The sequence below is a fragment of the Nostoc sp. genome, assembly GCF_036917195.1.
GTDB lineage: Bacteria > Cyanobacteriota > Cyanobacteriia > Cyanobacteriales > Nostocaceae > Nostoc.
Window position 1 is genome coordinate 35,861 of the sequence record NZ_JBALDG010000001.1, and the last position, 21,894, is coordinate 57,754.

Consider the following 21,894-nt stretch of genomic DNA (forward strand, 5'->3'; position numbering starts at 1 on the left):
TATTGCGTAAGTCCTAAACTTGCTTCTTCACTAAGGATGCAACTGCACCCGCCGTTCCCCATAGCGCAATAGCCTTTCTATAGTTACAAGCCGATTTTCCCAGACTTTGACTTGATAGGAGTTTGACTTAAGCTCTTGGCTCATCAATACCCGAAATTCAGACTGGAACCGAGTTAGAGAGGCTCTCGCCACTATTAACTTACTAGCAGAAGGGGAAACGGCAAGCTGATTTAAAGCACTGCGTAAAACTTCTGCCTGGTTGTTAAAATCTGATATTGTCTGAGCAGTCCTTTGTAGTTGGTGATTTTGGAAAACAAATTTCCATTCCCGTTGCAGCGCGGTGTAACGGATGGCGGCAGTTTGAAAAGGCTGGCGATGAGGAATCGGTTCACTTGCTGTGGATTGAACCTTACCTTGGGTGCTAATAAAAAGTTTTTGTAGCTCGTTGTTAAAATTCTCTGCGGCAAAAAGTGCGTAACCACTAACTGGCAAGTCCCTTACCAACTGGAGTTGATCAAATGCTCCAACTGTTGGCAAAGAAAGTAAGCGAATTCCCGGCACTAACAATGTAGCTCCCAATTGTTTAGAGGCGATCCAGGGTTGGGCTAGTCGTTGGAAGCGCGAAGTATCCAGAGCATAAGTCATCGGAACGATTAAATCTACATCTCCCCGCCTTGCCCAAATTTCCCAGTTTTGTTGAATTTTCTGAATCCGCTCTAGTTCTGGCAGAGGAAATACTGCAACCGACAAAATTAAATTCGGTCGTTTTTGTCGCAACTGCTGTGAAACTTGGGCAACAAAGCTATCAACTTGCTCGGTGCGAAATGTCGTCCACTTTTGCCACAAGTCTGGTTGGCTGGGGGAAATATTTATCGGATCTACACCAGTAAGTTGCTGAAACTGCGCTCTTGCAGCTTTGCCATAGCCGTAGGTTCGACCTGCTGATGGGTCTTGAAAGGGGTAGCGAATGTAATCTAGCTGTAGACCATCCACGTCATAGCGAGTAACGATTTCCTCGTACAGCTTGAGTAAGTACTGCCGCACTTCGGAGTTGGCTGGGTCAAAGAATGGCTTAGTCTGACCAACGGGAATCATGTTGCCAAGATTATCGTAGTTTGCCCAATCGGGATGAGCCGCCAGTACTGGCCCTGGATAATCAAGATTAACGTTGATAATCTGATTGTGCCGTTGGTTACCAGCAGCAAAAGTCCAAACCCAAGCGTGTAATTCTATGTCTCGCTCATGGGCTAATTTCACCGCATCTGCTAGTGGGTCCCATCCACGAGTTAATGGGTTTTGCTCTTTTGCCACTTGGCTGGGATAAATGGTATAGCCAGCATTAACAGTTTCAAAGAAAACGGTATTAATCCCAGCTTGGGCTAGGCGATCAAAAATCTGGGCTAGTCCCGCCTTGCTACCAGCACGGACAATCGTCCCCCGATCTAACCAAACTGCTCTGATTTCTGGTTGAGCCAGCCTTTGATTAACGGGAAACTGCTGCCACAAAATCGTTTTCGCTACCAGCCACTGCTGACGAGCTAGAGCGTAGTTTTTTTGGGCAATCAATTGGGGTAAGTTTTTGGCAATTACCCTTACCTGTACCAAGGCTTGGTCTTTACTTATGCCTAGTCCCCCCAATTTAGTTGAGGCTAATTGTGTCGGCTGCTGCTTGACAGATTGGGGGGTATAGGTATCCAGATGCCTAGAGGACTGCTTGTCGTCAGATATCGCAACACCTTCATCAGCTGCATCAGCTGACACCGCTAAATTAGCGCTTTCCACCCGACCAATTAGATTTTCTAGCTCTTGCTGGAGAGCGATCGCTTCATTGTTGTCAATCGGCTCATTGGAGTTAGGTGCAACATCTAGACGCACCGCTTGTTCTAACTGGTCAATAGCCTCAGTTGGGGGTTTGACTGTAGTCAGCGCTCTAGGGATGGGAGCAGTGGCAGTTTTAAAAGGAGTAGGAGATGACGGAGATGAACTGCCCCCCTGCGCCCCTGCCCCCCGGTCACTGAGCGTAGCCGTTCGCGCAGCGTCTCGCAGAGAAGTGCTGCCCCTTTGCTCCCTTGGCGCAGCCGCCACCGTTGTAGAACAGTTTTGGGAACCTCCTGCTATTTTTTTCATGCGATTTGATGGTGCTAGCGCTGTCAAATAGTGATTGAGAGCAGCTTTTAACCAGGCATTATCTAAGTCGGCTGCTGAGGCTGCATCTGTTCCCCAGCGCCAGCCCAAAAGGGTGGAACGCTCAGTTGTCACTACTGCGGCAGGATTATCTTTGGAATTCCAAACAGCAGCAGATTCAGTGCCCATATCATTAGGAATCACAACGCCGCCGCGGACTTTGCCAAAGAGTTGAGTTTGATTTGCCCATTCAGGGATATTGGTTTTTGTGGGTTTGATCTGTTCTGTGTCACTGAGGCTGAATCCCCAATAACCTCCCAAAAGCGATCGCAATAACTGCCGCACTCCGGGCGCTGATAGACTACCTACGGGGCCACTAGCAATCAAGCGCCCACCTTTACTCATCCATTCTTCGAGAGCGATCGCTTGGGTTGGTGTTAATGTCTCAACATTTGGCAAAAATAATACCCGGCGATCGCCCCAATCTGCCACACTTTTGACATCAGTTAGGGGAATTACACAATATTTCACTCCTATTGCCTGTAAGCGGTCAGTTATTCCTGTCCATTGATTTGCATTTTCTTGGCTATGGACTACGCTCAATATAGGTTCTTCAGTCGCCGCCGTTACTGGCAAAATACTAAAACTATTTAAGATTAAAAAATTAAAAATTAATATGAAGAATCCGGCTTTTTTTATTTGTAAATCTGCCTTTTTCTGATACTTTTCCCGATTCTTCACTAGTGACTCCTGAATGGATTAGTTATTAGACATTACTTCTTATTTATCATCCAGCATAACAAGAAATTACCTCAGAAAAACAACTGAACTTTGATAACTAAAGCTGAACATAATTGAAAATACATGTTTTGATTAAATCTTCAACTCCTGCTACTGGAAAAATTTTTGTATTTAGTCTCCCAGCTAATTCTTCAATATTCATATCATCTAAAAATACTAATTCACCATTTTTTAACATGATATTCGGTAGCAAAATCCCATCACCTAAATCTTGTCCTTCTAAATTTAAAAGCAAATCATGACCAGTTAGTAATCCGGTTACACTGATAGTTTGTCCCCAATAATCACTACATAAAGCACGCATATTGACTTCTAAACCTTCAACAAAATTTAAGCGTTTCAAAATGGGTTGAAATGCTTTTTCTACGGCGTTGCCCACTACCCAAGTAAATTTTCTTTGAGGATATACTTTTGGCGGGAGTAATTCTGCTGCAACGGTGGCAAATTGCTTGAGAAATAATTGAATCGAACCAACTCCGTTATCAATTTGGGGATATTCTTCATATTCAGATTCGCTGGGTAATTCTTCACCTGCAATCAAAAACCACTCATCGGCTAACCAAACAACGCTGGAGGCGAATTGTTGACGAAATTGTCGCGAGAGCGATTGCACTTGGGAAATCACTTCTTTTGCTTTTTCCTTAGTTACGGGTGTGAGTTCGTCTTCTGAAGGCCGAAACCGTGTCAACCCAACTGGCACAACTGCCACCGATGCCACCGCAGGCACTTCACCAGTATGAAAGGACGTTAAATCTTTGAGAGTTTGTTCCAGATGTTTGCCATCATTTATACCAGGACAAACAACTACTTGAGCATGAATTTGTAGTCGCCTTTTTTGAAACCACTTGAGTTGTTGCAAGATTTGTCCCGCACGCGGATTTTTTAGCAGTCGAATTCTGACTTGGGCCTCCGTCGCATGAACAGAAACATACAACGGAGACAAGCGCATTTGCTCAATCCGCTGCCATTCTCTTTCTGGCAAATTGGTTAAGGTAAGATAAGAGCCGTACAAAAAGCTCAGACGGTAATCATCGTCTTTCAAGTACAAGCTGGTGCGCTTACCTGGTGGCTGTTGGTCGATAAAGCAAAATGGACAGCGATTATTGCACTGAATTAAGCCATCAAATAGGGCAGTTTCAAATTCTAGCCCCAAGTCTTGGTCGTAATCTTTTTCGATTTCCAGGCTATGAGTTTTACCTGTAGCATCTAAAACTTCTAATTCCAAAACTTCATCAGCACACAAAAACTGATAATCGATTAAATCGCGGGGACGTGTACCATTGATTGCAACGATCGCATCCCCAGCTTCAAAGCCAATCTCTGCGGCTATTGAATCTGGAAGAACTTTGGTAATTCGGGCAGGATGAATTGTAGTCATAGGGCATGGGGCATGGGGGAGCCACTGCGTTGTCCGGGTTTCCCGGCTTGTACCCCGTAGGGGATCTTGCTAGCAGCGTCTCCTTTAGGAAAAGCAAGTGGCGTCATGGGGCATTGGGCATTCATCGTCTGCTTTGGAGAAATGACAAATGACCAATGACTATTAACTATTTTTCAACAATCCAGCCGCGATCGCACTGAGGATTACCGATCCAAATGCCAAACGATACCAGACAAATATCCATGTGTTCTTAGTTTGAAGATATCGCAACAACCAGGCGATCGATAAATAAGAAAATGCAAACGCTGATAATGTCCCTACTGCTACCACTAGCAAGTCAATTTTGCCTAGTGCTTCTTTAAAAAATTCATATAAGGTGGCAATAGTCAGGGTGGGAATTCCTAAGAGAAAAGAAAATCTTGCTGCTGTCTGCCTCTCCAGCCCCAGAAATAAGGCGGTTGTTAAAGTTGAGCCAGAACGAGACGCACCCGGTACTAAAGCCAGCATCTGACCTAATCCGATTAGCAGTCCATCTAGAATGGTTATGTCTTTAAAATCTCGCTTGCGACTGCCTAATTTTTCCGATGCACCTAATAAGAGTGCCATCACAATAGAAGCCACAGCTATGGTAGTCATGCTGTTAATCCCGGAATTTTCATTATTTAGTGCCTTCTTCAGCAGAAATCCCCCGACTAGAGCAGGCAAGGTTCCTATTGCTATTCCTACCAATAATCTCCATTCTTCTCGCTGCCAGTCTTTTTCTTGAAAAGCCGCCCAGCCTCCACTTAAAACTTGAGCAATAATTAATCGAAAATAGATTAAGACGGCAATCACACTGCCAAATTGAATTGTCGCTAGAAAAGCTTTCGACCCCAATTCTTCCCAGTGGAACGCCTTGGTGAACACTTGTAGATGAGCAGTACTGCTAATGGGCAGAAATTCTGTGATGCCTTGTACAATCCCTAGAATAAATGCCTCAAGCAGTTGCTGTATCAAGTTCACTTCAGTTGCCGACCCTCCTACCTGTAACAGTTGCGAGAAGAGTAAATTCATCCCGCCCACTTCTAAGATTGTCACCATCAACTAGACTCCTAAAATGGATGCGTACTTTTACGAATTATCCAACTTTACGTTGTTGTACTCAGTTTTTCCGGGTGACATCCAACCTTGAGAAAATTTTGATCCAATCAAAATCCACCCTATGGGGATTTTTAGATGTGATATCTTAAGTAAGATAAAGTTTAGTAACAAATATTAAAAACTTTGATAAATAATACACTGTCCTCCTACAGTGCTTCTACCCCTTCTATTGATACCGAGTTGGATTTGGCTGATCTTGGGCAGAAGGGGATCAGGCAATTGGAATCTACACTCTCCTTTTCTCCCTCGCTCCCCTTATCTATTTCTGCCCGACAAACTTGGTTAGTGTTTGCGGCGGCAGTGTTTTTGGTAACAGTACCAGTATTTGTAGAAGCGCCAATAGTGCGATCGCTACCAAGTCTAAGTTTAGCGCTGACAGCATTTTGGGTGTGCCTAAGTTTTACCTTAATGTCACGGACTGCAACTTATGTCTGGGGAGATTTGCTCTTAGGATTTAGCTGGAGTTGGTTAGCAGGAGCGATTTACTGGGGCTGGTTACGTTGGGAACCCTTATGGCATCTGCCAGTAGAATCTATAGGCTTACCGCTTGCTTGCTGGTGTCTGGCGAAGAATTGGGGTAAGGTGGGTAGCTGGTTTTATTTAGGTTCTTTACTCGGTACAGTTTTAACAGATGTATATTTTTATCTAGCAGACTTGATGCCCTATTGGCGGCAAATCATGAGAGTAGATGCAGATGGCGCACCACAAATCTTACAAAACGCCCTAATGCAAGTACAAGCACCTTGGGGACAAACTTGGGCGATAATTTTCGCCTTAGTGCTCTTAACAGTTGGGATTTTACCTTTAGGTCAAAATCAAAGACACTGGTATGCCTTTAGTGGCGCAGTTTTAAGCACAATTTTGGTAGACAGCCTATTTTTGTTAGCTGCGATCGCAGCCTAAATATTCAAAATTGGGTAATATCAAAACCGAAACTTTTTCCAGCCCAGTCTACGGCACATCAAGAATGATGCTGTAGATGATTGATTAGTTAAGAAATATTACATAACAATCGATCAGCATCAAGTCTTCTTGCTAGGGTTTTCGGTATTAGACATCGCCCGGTTTCATGTCTGCTTGGGAGGTAGAATCAGCCACCCCGAAAAGATTTCGTCTAGCTGGGAATGCTACAGGATCATGGATGGAACGCTATTGCAGCTATGCAGGCACTCTTACCACTATGAAAATTTTTGGCAAAGTACAGTCAAACCCAGTAACGGCAAATATTGTGGATATTAATCCGCTGTATATTAGTTTCTGATGACTGCTGTGTTGATTAAGCTATCAGGTTTTGTCTAAAGTCCAATTGTCTTTAGCACTCTGACTAATGACTAATGACCGCTGACGCCTGTTAGCTTAAAACTTTTATTTCTGTTTGATGGAAAGAGGTAGAAAATCGTGAAAGGATTGGTGCGTTTATTAACAGTGTTTAGTTTGTTACTTAGTTGCTGGGGATGGTTGGGAACAACTCAGATAGCCCAAGCTTCTAGTTTCAACAGTTTTGCTTTTCCTCAAGTCCCAATTCTGGCAATTCAGCGGCAGAATCGGGCAGACGCTAAACTAGGAACGGAATTTGGTAAAAAAATTGATTTAAATAATACCAACGTCCGAGCTTTTCAACAGTATCCAGGACTTTATCCCACCTTGGCTAAGAAAATCATCATGAATGCTCCCTACCAAAAAGTAGAGGATGTATTGGATCTTCCAGGATTGAGCGACCGCCAAAAAGAAACCCTGCAAGCCAACTTCGATAAATTCACCGTGACAGACCTAGAGCCTGCCTTCAACGAGGGAGATGATCGCTTTAACAACGGCATCTACAGATAACTGCACGTTGCAGTTAATCTAGCAAATAGCAGCCCACTTCTGATTCTAGGGAGTGGGATACGATTACCAGTTAGGAGTTAGGAGTTAAAAATTCTAAACTCCTCACTCCTCACTCCTCACTTCTAACTCCCTCATTACCTTGCCTCAGATAGATATTCCTAGCCAATTTGATGTTGTAGTAGTCGGTGCTGGTGCGGCTGGACTATACACAGCGCTGTGTCTACCAGAGTCCTTGCGAGTCGGTTTGATTACCAAAGAAACTGTTGCTTTGTCCGCCAGTGATTGGGCGCAAGGTGGCATTGCCGCAGCCGTTTCCCCGGAAGATTCTCCCACGCTGCACATTGAAGATACGATCCGGGCAGGTGCGGGTTTATGCGATCGCACCGCTGTAGAATTTCTCGCCCAATTTGCCCCTAACTGTATTCAATCTTTAGTTAACTTGGGGGTTGCTTTTGATCGTCATGGTCAAGCCTTGGCTTTAACTTTAGAAGCTGCCCATTCTCGCAACCGCGTTCTGCACGCCGCTGACACCACAGGGAGGGAAGTTACCACTACCCTCACCGCCCAAGTATTACGTCGCCAGAATATTCAAGTCATTCAGCAAGCTTTGGCTTTAAGTTTGTGGATCGAACCCGAAAGTGGTCGCTGTCAAGGAATAAGCCTGTTTTATCAAGGTGAAATCAGATGGGTAAGAGCTGGTGCTGTGGTATTGGCAACTGGCGGCGGCGGTCAGGTATTTGCCCAAACCACTAACCCGGCTGTGAGTACGGGTGATGGGGTAGCGATCGCAGCTCGGGCTGGGGCGATCCTCCGCGATTTGGAATTTGTGCAATTTCACCCCACTGCTCTGACTAAACCTGGTGCCGATCGCTTTCTGATTAGCGAAGCTGTACGCGGCGAGGGGGCACACCTTGTCGATAACGAAGGGCGGCGTTTTGCCTTTGACTATCACCCGGCGGGTGAACTCGCACCCAGAGATGTAGTCAGTAGAGCAATTTTCAGCCATTTACAACGTACCGCCGTTGATCTGGCGACTGCCCATGTGTGGTTGGATATGCGCCCTATCCCCGCCGACAAGATTCGTCACCGCTTTCCCAACATCATCAAAGTTTGTCAGCACTGGGGCGTTGATGTTTTCCATGAACCAATTCCTGTGGCCCCTGCTGCCCATTACTGGATGGGTGGGATTGTTGCGGATCTGATGAATCGCACGAATATTAAGAGTTTGTACGCGGTGGGTGAAACCGCTAGTACCGGGGTGCATGGGGCAAATCGCCTTGCCAGTAATTCTCTACTGGAATGTATTGTGTTTGGGGCCCAGATGGGCCAAATTGAGTTGGAAAATATTGGGCTGCCGTCAGAAACACCAGTGCTGCCATTACGGAAATTTAGTGCTGATGCTAGTGAGTGGCACATCCAGCAAGCACAGCTAGAAGCGCTCAGGGAAAAGTTACCACGTCTAGTGTGGGAAAGTGCTGGTATTTGTCGGGAGCAATCACGGTTGGAAACTGCGATCGCCACTATTGAATCTTGGCAGCAAGATTTCACGGCTTTGCATTTAAGTCAATTCTTGCTTGCTTTACGTCCCGCAGAACCAGCTAGTTTTGACTTACCAGATGTTGAACGGCAATTAGGACTTTGGGCAGAAACCCGCAATTTATTAGATGTGGCTGATTTAATTCTCAAAAGTGCTGTTTTTAGAACCGAAAGCCGAGGTGGACACTACCGTTTAGATTATCCTCAACCAGACCCAAATTGGCAAGTTCACACACTTGTACAAACACATCATTGGTGGAAATCTCCACTATTGTCTTGATTGTAGTTTTCATAACAGGCTTTTAGTAAAGGCTTTTAATTCTTTATCCTGTGGTCGCTGCGCCAGGGGCAAGTGATGCTCCTACATCGTTACTACTAGTCCCCCCATGCTCGATAACTCGCTAGCGCTATTGCTATCAGCGGGTGCCGCTACCATGCTGACTGTCGGGACCACCATAATTTGGTGGGATATATATGTCTTTTAAATTTTGAGAATTGACCTTGGGAGCGATTAAAGCGTTGCTGCTAGTAGCGGGCAAAGTATTAGCACTTGCACTGCTGAAAATACATGTGTAAGTGGCAATTTTAGGTAGTAGGATATAAGCACTTATGCACAATATGATAAACTTTGTAATTCGGAAGTTAGGTTTCATAAATTTCAGTAAAATTACTAATTTTTAATTTCAAAACGTATTTTTTATGGTCTTTCGTATATCTACTTACTTTTTCGTAAAAAGATTTCAACTTCATTAAATTCTTACGGTTACTGTACAAGTCATGGTGGTATCTACTTGTAGTTAAAGATTAATCTGCTGGTATTAAATAGTTTTGATACTTAATTGGTATTCTTAAATATGCTGTTTTTACATCAGTCTAAAGTTAGATATGTTGATGAATTCTATGAGAATTTAGCCTAAATCACTATTTTATTAATAGTATCTTCATCTTCATCAGTATAAACACTATGTTTTTCAAAAAACGTAGCTCATCAAAATCTCAAAAAATACTTATTTCTTCGTAGAGTTTGAATTTAATTATAGTAAAGATAAAATAACTAAATTCCCAGATTACAAGAATTTTAAAAACGTTTGAAGTATAAAATACCGTAATAAAGTGAGTAAATATAAGTAGATTTTTTGAAATTAAAAATACTTTTAAAATTAAGTTAGTTTCCTAATTACCCTAATTCCTTTGCTGCCTATATTCTTATGTTTAGTCTTTAGGTAAAAAAGCCATGCTAGGTCTCCATATTGCCTAAAAGCCACCTTTAGGCATATACACAATCCTTTTCAAGACAGAGCCTTGAACGTGTTTTAAGTCCACATTCCTAATTTTAGGGTAAAAATATTGACTAAAGTAAGAAAAGTCTGGAGGCTTGACTCTTGACTAATTAAGCAAACTCGTAGCGATTTTTACCCAGGCGCTTGGCACGATACATTGCTGCATCTGCTTGTTTTATCAAAGTTTCACTGTCTTGACTGTTGTATGGGTAGACACTAATGCCAATACTGGCAGAGATTCGGATTGCATCGCCGTCTACCACAATTGGCTTGATAATACTGCTTAAAATTTTTTCAGCGACTTTAGCAGCTATTTGGACATTAGGAATTGCCCGTAAAATTACAGTAAATTCATCGCCACCCAAACGAGAAACTGTATCACTAGCGCGTAAAGAGTTGCTAAGTCGTCCAGCGATAGTCATTAGCAAGCGATCGCCTGTCTCGTGCCCTAGAGTATCATTGACTTGCTTAAAGCCATCTAAATCAATAAACAGCACTCCCAGCAACAAGTTATCGTGTTGCGCCCCATGTAATGACTCGTAAAGTTGTTCGGTAAAAAATTTGCGATTGGATAGACCAGTGAGGGGATCGTGATATGCTAAATAACGCAAATGGTCTTCTTTGAGTTTTAATTCATCGTTAGAGCGGGATAGTTCATCAGCAGTACGCTTGAGATGTTCCTCCATGAGCTTGCGCTGAGTAATATCTCGGATGACCCCAACTAAAAATAAATTGCCAGCTGCATCTTTATGAAGCGATCGCTTAGTGGCAATTTGATGAGTCTGACCATCTGCATTTGTAAATTCTTCTTCATGCTCCTGGGGTTGCTGAGTCTGGAAAACAAGATCATCCTGTTCTCGAAAGACATCGGCTTCATGTTTAGGGAAAAAGTCATAGTCTGACTTTTCATTTAAGAACTTATTCGGATAACCGATAAATCGACAATACGCCTCATTTAAAACAATCCACTGATGTTGTTCATTTTTCACAAAAATTGGATCAGAAATTGTGTTGATTACATGATACAAAAATTCTTTGGAACGTTTCCACTCTCCCTGCATGTGGGCAATATTACTGGTCATCCAAATAGCTGAACTTCCAAAGCTAAACAGTGAGGGAATAATCGGTATCCACCAACCATACAAGAAAGCAAGGTACGCACTCAGGGTTAATACAAAACAAGAAACCAGGATACAGAGCAGGCTCCTAGTTGCATGTCGTATCCGCCATGTCGTCACGGCTCCCAGATAAGACCAGATAAAAATCCATAAGTTTTCCACAAAGTCAGGCCAGACTTTGAGTAAAGGTCGTCCTTGCAGAGCAGCGGAGATTAACTCACTAATAAAATAAGCTTGCAGTTGAATACCAGGTACAGACTTTGCTGTACCCATCAGACTGCTGGAGTAGGGAATAAATACAAAATCCTGAAGACTGGGTGCAATGGAGCCAATGAGTATAATCCGATCTTTAATTAAGTTTTCTTCGACTTTATCTGCCAGTACATCTTTCATCGATACCTGGCGAAAACTATAAAATTCTCCACATGAACTTTGACATTTGGGTTTGGGAAAATTGGTCAAAATTTGGTAGCCTCCAGCATTAGCTCCCACATAACCACCATCATTAGCCTGAAAACGAGTAAATACTGCCTTACCCAATTGCAAATACTCAGGGTTGCTTTTTGCTTTGCTGGGAGTAATATTTTCTGACTTTAAATACAATAAAGCCAACTTCAGGGCAAAACTTTCGTGTACCTGATTATCAACGTGCCAATACAACAAACTGCGACGGACTTTAACATCAGAGTCAAACAGCACGTTGTTAAAGCCCACTTGATTCTGATTTAATCCCAATGGAGGTAAAACACTAACGTTTTTGTCATTTGCTAGTTGTTCAATACCAATCAAGTTGGGCATTGACTTATAAGCATTAGGCAGTTCTTGATTAACAGGCTTTACTGGCAAATTTCGGTAGATATCTAAGCCAATAGCACGGGGTTTGTGAACGTTTAATTTTTGCAACAGCTGGGCAATATTTGTATCTGGAATCGGCCAACCTACTTCGTTTAAATAAGCCTCATCAATCACTACGATAGTAATACGATCTTCTGGCGATTCATATGGACGTAAGCGAAAAAATTGATCCAAAACTGCTAACTCCAAAGATTGCAATAATCCGATGGAGTGCAAAAGCAGGACGCAGACTGCAACGCTGGCGGCAGTAATTAACTCCCTGTGTCCTCGACGAAGCGATTGTTTCAGTCCAAAGATTAACTTCACACAATGCTTGCCTAGCTGCTGATTCATTCCCATTACCTAGTAGTCTGTCAAGAACTAATTGACGGATAGAGGCGCTAATGTTAATAACAATACTTTTCAAACATCCTCTAAGCTCGACTTTATCCATTTTTTGAAAACATCAACGCTGAAGGTGAAACTTTTGTGTGACAGTAGTTTTACTTTATGAAGTTCAACGATAATTAGTGACATGGAAAAAGTTTGTGCTAAAAAGCTAAGGTTTTTGCCGGATAAAGAAAACTTAGGTGCTCATTTTGGATAAAGTCGAGCTAAGGTGTTTACGGATAAAAGCCGCTGGGAAATTGGGAAAAAGCTTATTGGACAACACCTCTTGTCTATTACCAAAAATAAAAAAGCCAACTGGAAACAAACTTTGCTGTATTCATCCAGTTGACTATGGGGTGCGAACTACACGATACCGCTAGGTCAGTGCAGGCTTCCTCAAGGCAATTACTTAAAATACTTGAAGTTACGGGGGCCTGTGTAACCAGAAACTTTCGCCAGTTCCTCTAAGTTTTGGACTGCGCTATACTTTGTACCATTGATGATCCAAGTGGGAAAGCCTTCAATTTTTGCAGCTTTACACTCGTCCGCTATCACGTTTGGATTATTAGCAGAAGCACACTCAACCTTAGCAATTTCCTTGTAAGCTTCTTGGCCAAAGATGAGCTTTTGTTCGTGGCAATGGGGACACCACCAAGCAACATATTCTTTAGCACCAATGTTTGTCAAGTGACGCGCCAGCTGAATTTCTGCCTCACCAGAAGTAGTAGTAATTTCCCAACCAACTCCAGGTTTAGGTTCCTTCTTGTTGGGATCAAAGGAAATTTTTACGGGTTGTCCAGAAGTTGATTCAACTGGGTTATCAGCTACTGGATTCACGCCAGCATAGACGCCTAAAGTCCCAATCAGCGTTACCATCCCCACAATAATGGCGGTAAAGAAGATTTGCCCAATATCCTCCCAAGTCCGACCGATAATTGTCAGTACCAAAAGACTAAGAGAAAACAAAGCTGAACCGATACAGTAAGGACAAGTGGCTTTGATTTGAAATGCCAGTAGGTACATTAAGTAGCCACTAAAGACAGACATAGCGATCGCTCCAGCCAGCAGCAGCAACCAGGTCAAGTTTTCTAAATTTGAGCGCGGCTGTTTATTTTGCTCTCGGTTAACTGCCAAGGGAGCCAAAGCCAGTACTACCATACTGGTGTATGCCAAAAACCCAAACAAGGCTAATGGCTGACCAAAAACTGTTGCCCAAGCACTGGAAAGCACATCATTACAGCCTTTGACACCAGCCTGTGCCACACAAGCTGCACTGTTTCCTGTTAACTTTTCTATGGTGAGATAACCTGTTGTCAGGGCACCACATCCAGCGATCGCGGCAATCAATGGCCGCGACCATCTATGAATCCAAGGAGTAGAACGGCGGCGAATCATAAACTGCTATTGGGGATTGAGGATTGGTAAAAGTTAGGAGTTAAAAAGTTAAGAGTGAGGAGTGAAAAGTTAAGAATAAGGAGTTAGGAACAATTAATTTAAAACTTATAACTCATAACTCCTAACTCCTAACTCTCTTTCGCCACTCCCTAAGAATGTAACTTCACTTGTTCTGCTGATTTGCTTTCACCTTTGGAGTTCCAATTGTGACGTGCGGCTTCCACAAATTGGCTGACGCGAATTGGGTCTATTGGTTGCTCTATGCGTCCGTGACGTTTCAGGGAACTGGAAACTATTACACCATCTGCTGACTGCATCAATGTATCAATATTTTCCCAATTGGCCCCACTACCGATGAACACTGGCGTGCCAGATGCTGCATCACAAGCTAGTTCCAAATCTTCTAAGTTAGGAGGGCTACCAGTAGCCCAGCCTGACAAAATCACCCCGTCTGCTAAACCCCTTTCAATGGTGTCTTTCACGGCGACTGTGAGATTTGGAGAACTCAAAGGACGGGCGTGCTTCACCAACACATCGGCCAGGATTTTAACATCAGAGCCTAACTCCCGTCGATAGCGGAGTAGTTGATAGGCTTCTCCCTCAATTAATCCCTGGTCGGTTGCCATCACCCCTGTGAGAACGTTGACACGGATAAATTGCGCTTGTACACAGCTAGCGATCGCCATTGCACTTTTGGCGTCGTTTCGCAAAACATTTAAGCCTATAGGCAAAGGCACCAAATTTTGTATCCGCTGCACCACAATGGTCATGGCACTTACAACCACTGGATCAACTTGGTTTTTGGTAAACGGCGCATCAAAAAAATTCTCCACGATCAGTCCGTCAACCCCTCCGCTTGCCAGGGCTGCGGCTTCTTGTTCAGCGCGGTCAATCACCGTTTTTAGGCTACCTCCCCAACGAGGTGAGGTCGGCAGTGGTAGTAGGTGAACCACCCCAATAATCGGTGAGCGAGTTTTAAATAGTTGATATAAGTCCACGTCTTTAATCCGCCTCGCAAAGTCCAGAGTCCACAATTTTTTGACTATTGACTATATGACCCTTGACTCTTGACTTCTCATTAACTAGTCAAATGTGTTTTATGATAGTCGGTTTCCTGCCTCCTTCCTCAGATGGAAATTGGCGTCAAACCTCCCATAAGATATGTTAAGATAAAACTTGGCTACAAGAGGAGTTTGCCACTCACTAGACGCGAGGCAGCTTTCCGTGGTTTAGGCGTCTTGTCCGCGCACTGTCGTAGGACTTGCCAATCGCCAGGGTAGCATTACTGCTTTATAGGCGTAGTCGCTTTCGTCGATTTCCCTGAGGGTAGCGACTTCTCACAACAAGCCCTTTGGGCGGCTTCCCGATGGGTAGGTTAACAACGCACACGCTGCGGTAATGTAAAATACCAATAGGCGAATTGTTAAAAAAGATTAAGAGTGTCAAATGTACCCAAAGACACTTCAATTTACCCTGGGGAACAGATTGATAGGAATATCATAACATGACCTCTATTTTTATTTATTGATAGGGTTATGAGTCCACAGACAGTTACTGACAGTGGGAATTTGCCCCTGAACTGTTTTCATGAAGATGCTGATAGCAAAAAAGCGAAGTTAGCACTGGAATGTTTGACTACAAGAAGAAAAAAATGAAGATTTTTTCAAAATATGGGTGACAAGCCAACAATTGCCATTTCTCACTTGGGCTGCGAGAAAAATCGAATTGATACAGAACACATGCTGGGAATGCTCGTAGAAGCAGGCTACGGTGTAGATACAAATGAAGAGTTAGCAGATTACGTTATTGTTAATACCTGTAGTTTTATTGAAGCAGCGAGACTTGAATCTGTCAGAACTTTGGTAGAACTGGCAGAGGCAAATAAAAAAATTGTAATCACTGGCTGTATGGCGCAACACTTCCAAGAACAACTTTTGGAGGAGTTGCCCGAAGCAGTAGCGGTGGTGGGCACAGGCGATTATCACAAAATTGTAAATGTAATTGAGCGTGTTGAACTTGGCGAGCGGGTGAAACAGGTTAGTATCGAACCAACCTACATTGCCGACGAAACTACACCGCGCTATCGCACGACAACCGAGGGCGTAGCTTACCTGCGGATTGCAGAAGGATGTGATTATCGTTGTGCATTTTGTATAATTCCTCATCTTCGAGGAAACCAGCGATCGCGTACTATTGAATCTATAGTCGCCGAAGCGGAGCAGTTAGTTAGTCAAGGAGTAAAGGAAATTATTTTAATTTCCCAAATCACCACTAATTACGGTTTGGATATTTACGGTAAGCCAAAGTTAGCCGAATTACTTCGCGCTTTGGGTAAAGTAGATATACCGTGGATCAGAATGCATTACGCTTATCCCACGGGACTGACCCCAGATGTGATAGCGGCGATCCAAGAAACACCCAACGTCTTACCTTACCTGGATTTGCCCTTGCAGCATTCTCATCCAGATATTCTCCGCGCCATGAACCGTCCTTGGCAAGGACGGGTAAATGATGGGATTATAAATCGCATCAAAACGGCGCTACCAACAGCCGTACTGCGGACAACATTTATTGTTGGTTTCCCAGGAGAAACAAGCGAGAATTTTGAGCATCTATTAGAGTTCGTCCAGCGGCATGAATTCGACCATGTTGGTGTCTTCACCTTTTCCTCTGAGGAAGGAACCCCAGCTTACAAGCTACCAAATCAGTTGCCCCAATTGGTGATGGACGAGCGCCGATACCAACTTATGGAACTCCAACAACCGATTTCTCAAAAGAAAAATCAACAGGAAGTAGGCAAAATTGTTGATGTCCTGATTGAGCAAGAAAATCCTGAAAGTGGTGAATTAATCGGTCGTTCAGGTAGATTTTCCCCAGAGGTTGATGGTCTGGTGTATGTCAAAGGTCAGGCAAAGTTAGGAACCATCGTGCCAATAGCGATTCACCACGCTGATACATACGACCTCTATGGTCAAGTAGTCAATAACTAAATTGTCATTTGTTTTTTGTTAAATGACCCTTACGGTTCGCCCTTCTAGTGAGGTATTTCCTCATGGGGGTTTCCCCTAAGATTTTGCTGGCTGACTAATGACTAATAACTAATGACTAAATGACTAATCCAAAAATCCTTACAAAAAATTTAGGAGAATTAATGACTCTTTCATTTCAAGAATTAGGCATTTCCCAAGAACGTGTCGAACAACTAGAAAAAATCGGTTTTACCGAACCAACTAACATTCAAGTGCAAGCAATTCCCCAATTGCTAGCTGGTCGTGATGTGGTAGGTCAATCTCAAACTGGAACAGGCAAAACAGCAGCATTTTCACTGCCTATTTTAGAGCGGCTAGATGTTAATCAAAAAGCCGTGCAAGCCATCGTTCTAACGCCAACTCGTGAATTAGCAATGCAAGTTCACGATGCGATCGCTCAGTTCATCGGCGACGAAGGATTGCGAGTGTTAGCAATCTACGGTGGTCAATCAATTGACCGCCAAATGTTACAACTCAGACGTGGCGTTCACATGGTAGTGGGCACTCCAGGACGGGTGATCGATTTGCTTGATCGCGGCTGTTTAAAGCTCGATCAAGTGAAGTGGTTTGTATTGGATGAAGCGGATGAAATGTTGAGTATGGGCTTTATCGACGATGTGATAAAAATCCTCTCGCAAGCGCCCGTAGATCGCCAAACAGCTTTATTCTCGGCAACAATGCCACCATCGATTCGGATGTTGGTGAACAAGTTCTTGCGATCACCTGCAACTGTCACCGTTGAGCAGCCAAAAGCCGCTCCCAACAAGATTAATCAGGTAGCTTATCTGATCCCCCGTCACTGGACAAAAGCCAAAGCTTTACAGCCGATTCTGGAAATGGAAGATCCAGAAACAGCTTTAATCTTTGTTCGCACCAGACGCACAGCCGCAGAACTCACCAGTCAGTTACAAGGCGCTGGCCACAGTGTAGATGAATACCACGGTGACTTGTCCCAACAAGCACGGGAACGGTTATTGAGCCGATTCCGTAACCGTCAAGTCCGCTGGGTGGTAGCAACTGATATTGCCGCTCGAGGGTTAGATGTCGATCAACTCTCTCACGTAATCAACTACGACTTACCCGATAGCGTAGAAACCTACGTCCATCGCATTGGTCGTACTGGTCGTGCTGGTAAAGAAGGAACAGCAATTTCTTTAGTTCAGCCATTTGAGCGGCGCAAGCAGCAAACATTTGAACGTCATAACCGCCAAAATTGGCAAGTTCTGACGATTCCCACACGGGCACAGATTGAAGCGCGACACATCCTGAAATTGCAAGAACAGGTGCGGGAAGCTTTGATGGGTGAGCGTTTGGCTTCATTCTTGCCGATTGTCAGCGAACTGATTGAAGAATACGATGCTCAAGCGATCGCCGCAGCTGCACTGCAAATCGCTTATGATCAAACTCGTCCCGCTTGGTTGAGTTCAGACGTAGAAATTCCCCAAGAGGAATCTTCCGCTCCCAAACCCAGACTCAGTAAGCGTCGTGAATCTACCAGCGATCGCCCCCGTTCTGCATGGAAATCAGACAGCAGCACTGGAGAAGAAGAAAGACAGGCTTCTCCCAAGCCCAAACTGCGGACAAGTGGTCGTGAATCTTCTGCATCCCCTACGAGTAAAAAGCTAGGTTCACCTACAGCTAGAGAATCAGCTTCTTAGTCAACAGTTACAAGTTAATCAATTTTGGATTTTAGATTTTAGATTTTTTCTTCAATCCGAAATCCAAATTTAAAATGGGAGAGTTGAGAGTTAAGAGCGGAGCCGGAGACGCTCCGCCTCCGGTCAAGATTTTGACTTTGGCTCTTGACTTTTTGGCTTTTTGGATAACTTTTTCTACCAGTTTCTAGGAAGATAAATTAAAGATGCATTCTTCGTGGTCTTATGTTCACTATCCCAGACTTAGAGCAACTACAAGCAGAGCATCCAGAATGGCAGATGGAGCTAGTAGACGGAAATATACTGGTTATGGGCCCATCAGATTATGAATCAGAAGAGATAGGTGCTGAGTTAGCTAGATTACTCGGCAACTGGGTGCGCCCACAGCGTCTAGGACGGGTGACTGGTTCAAGTGCTGGTTTCATTTTGCCTAACTTAGAAACTGAAAACGGAAAAGAAGCTGATAACGAAAAACGAAATCTCCGCGCTCCCGATGTATCTTTTGTTCGGGCTGATAGACTGAAAACAAGTAAGCGCGACTTTGTGGAACTGGTACCTGACTTAATGGTAGAGATAAAATCTAAGTCAGACCGCATCAAACCACTGGTAGAAAAGATTCAGCTATTCTTACAACTTGGAGCTACGGTTGGTATCCTCATTGATCCTGACAAATTGACGCTCACCGTTTATCGACTCAACCAAGAACCAATAGTTTTGCAGGACAACGACAAACTGACACTACCAGACTTATTACCAGGTTGGGAGCTAGTAGTGTCAGAAATTTGGCCTCCTGTGTTTGAGTAGTTCAAAAATATTACAGCCAAGGACGACTAACTAGTTCTAACTCTTTAATTTCATCGTCGCTCAATCTCCAGCCCAAAGCACCAGCATTCTGACGCACCTGTTCGGCTGTCTTCACTCCAGCAATAGGAATAACGTTCCCCTGAGCAATTAACCAGTTGAGAGCAACTTGGGCAGGGGTGCGATCGTATTTTTCCCCGAAGTTGCGTAGCAAAGATATGACTGGGGCAATTTTTTGCAGACCTTCTTTCTTAAATCGCGGGTCTATTTTCCTCGGACCAGTGGGGGTTTCAGTACTATTAATAGTGTACTTACCTGTAAGTAATCCTTGTGCTAGAGGACTATAAGCCAAGATAGTCACACCCAAATCACGCGCAGTTGCCATAATACCTTTGCTTTCAATTTGGCGACTGAGTAAAGAATAGCGTACTTGGTTCACAGCCAAAGGCACTCCACGGGCTGCCAATATTTGATGCGCGTCTCGCATTTGCTCTGCTGAGTAATTACTCACACCAACTGCGGCAATTCTGCCCCGCTTCACTTCATCCGCTAGGGCATTCATCAAAGTTTCTTGGCTTAAAAAGAAGGCAAAAGGCCAATGCACTTGGTACAGGGCAATTCGCTCTAATTGTAAGCGTTTGAGGCTTTGAGTTAAGGCATCAGAGACGGATTGGGCTGTAAATCGCCACGGTAGGGGGCCAAATTTTGTGGCGATTTGTACAGGTTGTTGTGTCTGTTGCAAAAATTGTCCCAAAAATTTCTCTGATAGTCCCATTCCGTAGACTTCGGCAGTATCAAAGAAGGTAACACCAGCCTCTAAAGCTGCTGTAAAGGCTTCTTGTAACTGTTCTGGGCCATAGGCGTTGCCATAATTCCAAAAGAGTTTATCACCCCAAGCCCAAGTGCCTATGCACAAAGGTGTAACAACTGGGCCATTTTGCCCCAATGTGATATTTTCCACGGTTGCAAAATTTAATTTATTTACATTTCTTTACTTTTCTAGTGTATCGTTACAGCGCGATCGTCAGCACTTCGCCGCAACCCTTGTTGCGAGGTTGCAGCTTGCATAAAGATTTAAATCCTGAATCAAACGCACTGAAACAAGATCCCCGACAACTTTTACGAAGTTAGGGATCTGCGGGCTGCAATTCTCACAAATCAAATAAGATTGCTATAGTTGAGTGTATTTACTTGTATTTATGAATTAGATGATTTATCCTGCTTGGCTTTTTTGATTAATTCCATGTAGACATTAATCTCACTAATTTCTACATCATGCTCAACCCTGGTTACTTTCCATCTTTCCTTTTTTAGGTAAACTTCCTCTCCTACTCTGGGAGTAAATTGGAGATCATAGAACTTTTTTAGAAAATCTTTTTGATTTTCTTCCCATAATATTACTTTTACTGCTTCTTTACTCATTGCTTATGCCTTTTTTGTAACTAGATGAAGGTAAGTAGTTTGATGACATACATAGGGCAAGTTTATCTTACTAATTCAATGGAATAGCGTAGTTAAAACCACATTTTTATATTGATATTTTTATGTGGCTTGATTACATCCGATAAAGTTATTTTGCGTTTGCTATTACATATAGTGGAATTCTGAAGCGTTTTTTAAGTCTTCCATTGCACCTTGGTAATCTTTCAGGGCAGCACGAATGCTACTTCGTTTGTTATAAGCTTGAGAATTGTTAGGATTAATATGCAGTAATTGATTTAAATCTTCAAGTGCTTGTTGATAGTTTCCCAAATTGTAATGAACACTACCCCGGTTATAGTAAGCTTCGGTAAAGGCAGGATTGATTTCCAAAACTTGGTTATAGTCCTTAAGTGCTTTCATATAGTCATTTAAGTTCTCATGCACAAGTCCACGGTAGTAGTATGTTAGAGTATCTTCACAATTAATTTGGACGGCTTGAGAATAATCTTTAAGTGCTACTTGGTAATTTCCCAAGCAATAGTGTGCAAGCCCCCGCCGACTGTAAGCTTCAGCAAAGTCGGGATATATCCGTAAAGTGTAATTGTAATCCTCAATTGCTCTATGTAAGTCTTTTAAGCGATAAAAGGCAACCCCTCGGTGAAAATAAGCTTCAGCAAGGTCAGGCTTAATTTTCAATGCTTGGCTGTAATTACCAATGGCTTCCTGCATCTCTCCCAGATTGCTACGGACAAAACCACGGTAGAAGTAAGCTAAGGCTTCATTGGGATTAAGGAATATTATTTCGCTGTAATCCTCAATTGCTTTTAGATTATCTCCCAAACTGTAGTGAACATGACCCCTCTGGTAGTAAGCATCTATATATTGAGGGTTTAGGTTAATAGCTTGAGTAAAATCTTCAATCGCCCCTTTCTGAAATTCTCCTTTAGTCTTGGCTAGCCCTCTTTGGTAGTGTAACTGGTCATTATTGGGGTTAAGCTTCAGTGCTTGGGTAAAGTTCTCAATTGCTCCCAAAAAATCCCGATTTCGATGACATATCAACCCTTTTTGAACGTAATTAGTAGCATTATTTATCTTTTGTATATAATTCTGGTTCCCTTTAAATTGTTGCTCATATTTTTTCTGTTGCAAGTCATGTGGTTGGCA

General features: G+C 43.3%; 16 protein-coding genes. 7 read left to right on the forward strand and 9 right to left on the reverse strand.

Translation table 11 applies throughout. From position 1 onward, the window contains the following. Positions 1–30: 30 nt before the first annotated feature. The 3 genes from V7K40_RS00195 to V7K40_RS00205 form a co-directional block, all read right to left on the reverse strand. The gene (locus V7K40_RS00195; RefSeq protein ID WP_334955821.1) at positions 31–2,865 is read right to left on the reverse strand and encodes a family 10 glycosylhydrolase; all 2,835 of its coding nucleotides are present in this window, start codon (positions 2,863–2,865) and stop codon (positions 31–33) included. 97 nt (positions 2,866–2,962) lie between these two features. Beyond that, a complete protein-coding gene (locus V7K40_RS00200) occupies positions 2,963–4,303 on the reverse strand; it encodes a TIGR03279 family radical SAM protein (RefSeq protein WP_334955822.1) in 1,341 nt (446 codons plus the stop codon). A 162-nt stretch (positions 4,304–4,465) separates the two neighbouring features. Then, complete coding sequence (locus tag V7K40_RS00205) at positions 4,466–5,383, reverse strand: undecaprenyl-diphosphate phosphatase (RefSeq protein WP_334955823.1); 918 nt, start codon at positions 5,381–5,383, stop codon at positions 4,466–4,468. A 183-nt stretch (positions 5,384–5,566) separates the two neighbouring features. Between V7K40_RS00205 and V7K40_RS00210 the strand changes: the two genes are divergently transcribed. The 4 genes from V7K40_RS00210 to nadB all read left to right on the forward strand — a co-directional run bounded on the left by V7K40_RS00210 (position 5,567) and on the right by nadB (position 9,086). Continuing rightward, complete coding sequence (locus V7K40_RS00210; RefSeq protein ID WP_334955824.1) at positions 5,567–6,346, forward strand: DUF3120 domain-containing protein; 780 nt, start codon at positions 5,567–5,569, stop codon at positions 6,344–6,346. 166 nt (positions 6,347–6,512) lie between these two features. Continuing rightward, a complete protein-coding gene (locus tag V7K40_RS00215; protein WP_334955825.1) occupies positions 6,513–6,704 on the forward strand; it encodes a hypothetical protein in 192 nt (63 codons plus the stop codon). Positions 6,705–6,841: 137 nt separating this feature from the next. Further along, on the forward strand, positions 6,842–7,270 hold the full coding sequence (gene psbU, locus V7K40_RS00220; protein WP_334955826.1) for a photosystem II complex extrinsic protein PsbU: 429 nt from the start codon (positions 6,842–6,844) through the stop codon (positions 7,268–7,270). 139 nt (positions 7,271–7,409) lie between these two features. Continuing rightward, positions 7,410–9,086 (forward strand): L-aspartate oxidase, encoded by a 1,677-nt coding sequence (nadB, locus tag V7K40_RS00225; protein ID WP_334955827.1) that lies wholly within the window; start codon positions 7,410–7,412, stop codon positions 9,084–9,086. A gap of 1,110 nt (positions 9,087–10,196) precedes the next feature. Here nadB and V7K40_RS00230 read toward each other — a convergent pair. The 3 genes from V7K40_RS00230 to V7K40_RS00240 all read right to left on the reverse strand — a co-directional run bounded on the left by V7K40_RS00230 (position 10,197) and on the right by V7K40_RS00240 (position 14,821). Continuing rightward, complete coding sequence (locus V7K40_RS00230; RefSeq protein WP_334955828.1) at positions 10,197–12,392, reverse strand: CHASE2 domain-containing protein; 2,196 nt, start codon at positions 12,390–12,392, stop codon at positions 10,197–10,199. A gap of 441 nt (positions 12,393–12,833) precedes the next feature. Next, complete coding sequence (locus V7K40_RS00235) at positions 12,834–13,823, reverse strand: vitamin K epoxide reductase family protein (RefSeq protein WP_334955829.1); 990 nt, start codon at positions 13,821–13,823, stop codon at positions 12,834–12,836. Between the two features lie 149 nt (positions 13,824–13,972). Further along, on the reverse strand, positions 13,973–14,821 hold the full coding sequence (locus V7K40_RS00240; RefSeq protein WP_334955830.1) for a BtpA/SgcQ family protein: 849 nt from the start codon (positions 14,819–14,821) through the stop codon (positions 13,973–13,975). Positions 14,822–15,493: 672 nt separating this feature from the next. Here V7K40_RS00240 and rimO point away from each other — a divergent pair. The 3 genes from rimO to V7K40_RS00255 all read left to right on the forward strand — a co-directional run bounded on the left by rimO (position 15,494) and on the right by V7K40_RS00255 (position 19,311). Beyond that, the gene (gene rimO / locus V7K40_RS00245) at positions 15,494–16,813 is read left to right on the forward strand and encodes a 30S ribosomal protein S12 methylthiotransferase RimO (protein WP_334955831.1); all 1,320 of its coding nucleotides are present in this window, start codon (positions 15,494–15,496) and stop codon (positions 16,811–16,813) included. A gap of 161 nt (positions 16,814–16,974) precedes the next feature. Next, the gene (locus tag V7K40_RS00250) at positions 16,975–18,510 is read left to right on the forward strand and encodes a DEAD/DEAH box helicase (protein ID WP_334955832.1); all 1,536 of its coding nucleotides are present in this window, start codon (positions 16,975–16,977) and stop codon (positions 18,508–18,510) included. 222 nt (positions 18,511–18,732) lie between these two features. Next, positions 18,733–19,311: a Uma2 family endonuclease gene (locus V7K40_RS00255; protein WP_334955833.1), complete on the forward strand. Its 579-nt coding sequence runs from the start codon at positions 18,733–18,735 to the stop codon at positions 19,309–19,311. 10 nt (positions 19,312–19,321) lie between these two features. Here V7K40_RS00255 and V7K40_RS00260 read toward each other — a convergent pair whose 3' ends face one another. The 3 genes from V7K40_RS00260 to V7K40_RS00270 form a co-directional block, all read right to left on the reverse strand. Then, on the reverse strand, positions 19,322–20,269 hold the full coding sequence (locus V7K40_RS00260; RefSeq protein WP_334955834.1) for an aldo/keto reductase: 948 nt from the start codon (positions 20,267–20,269) through the stop codon (positions 19,322–19,324). A gap of 236 nt (positions 20,270–20,505) precedes the next feature. Further along, positions 20,506–20,730 carry a hypothetical protein gene (locus tag V7K40_RS00265; RefSeq protein ID WP_334923538.1) on the reverse strand — a complete coding sequence of 75 codons (225 nt, stop codon included), beginning with the start codon at positions 20,728–20,730 and terminating at the stop codon, positions 20,506–20,508. Positions 20,731–20,895: 165 nt separating this feature from the next. Next, a complete protein-coding gene (locus tag V7K40_RS00270; RefSeq protein WP_334955863.1) occupies positions 20,896–21,879 on the reverse strand; it encodes a tetratricopeptide repeat protein in 984 nt (327 codons plus the stop codon). Positions 21,880–21,894: the final 15 nt, after the last annotated feature.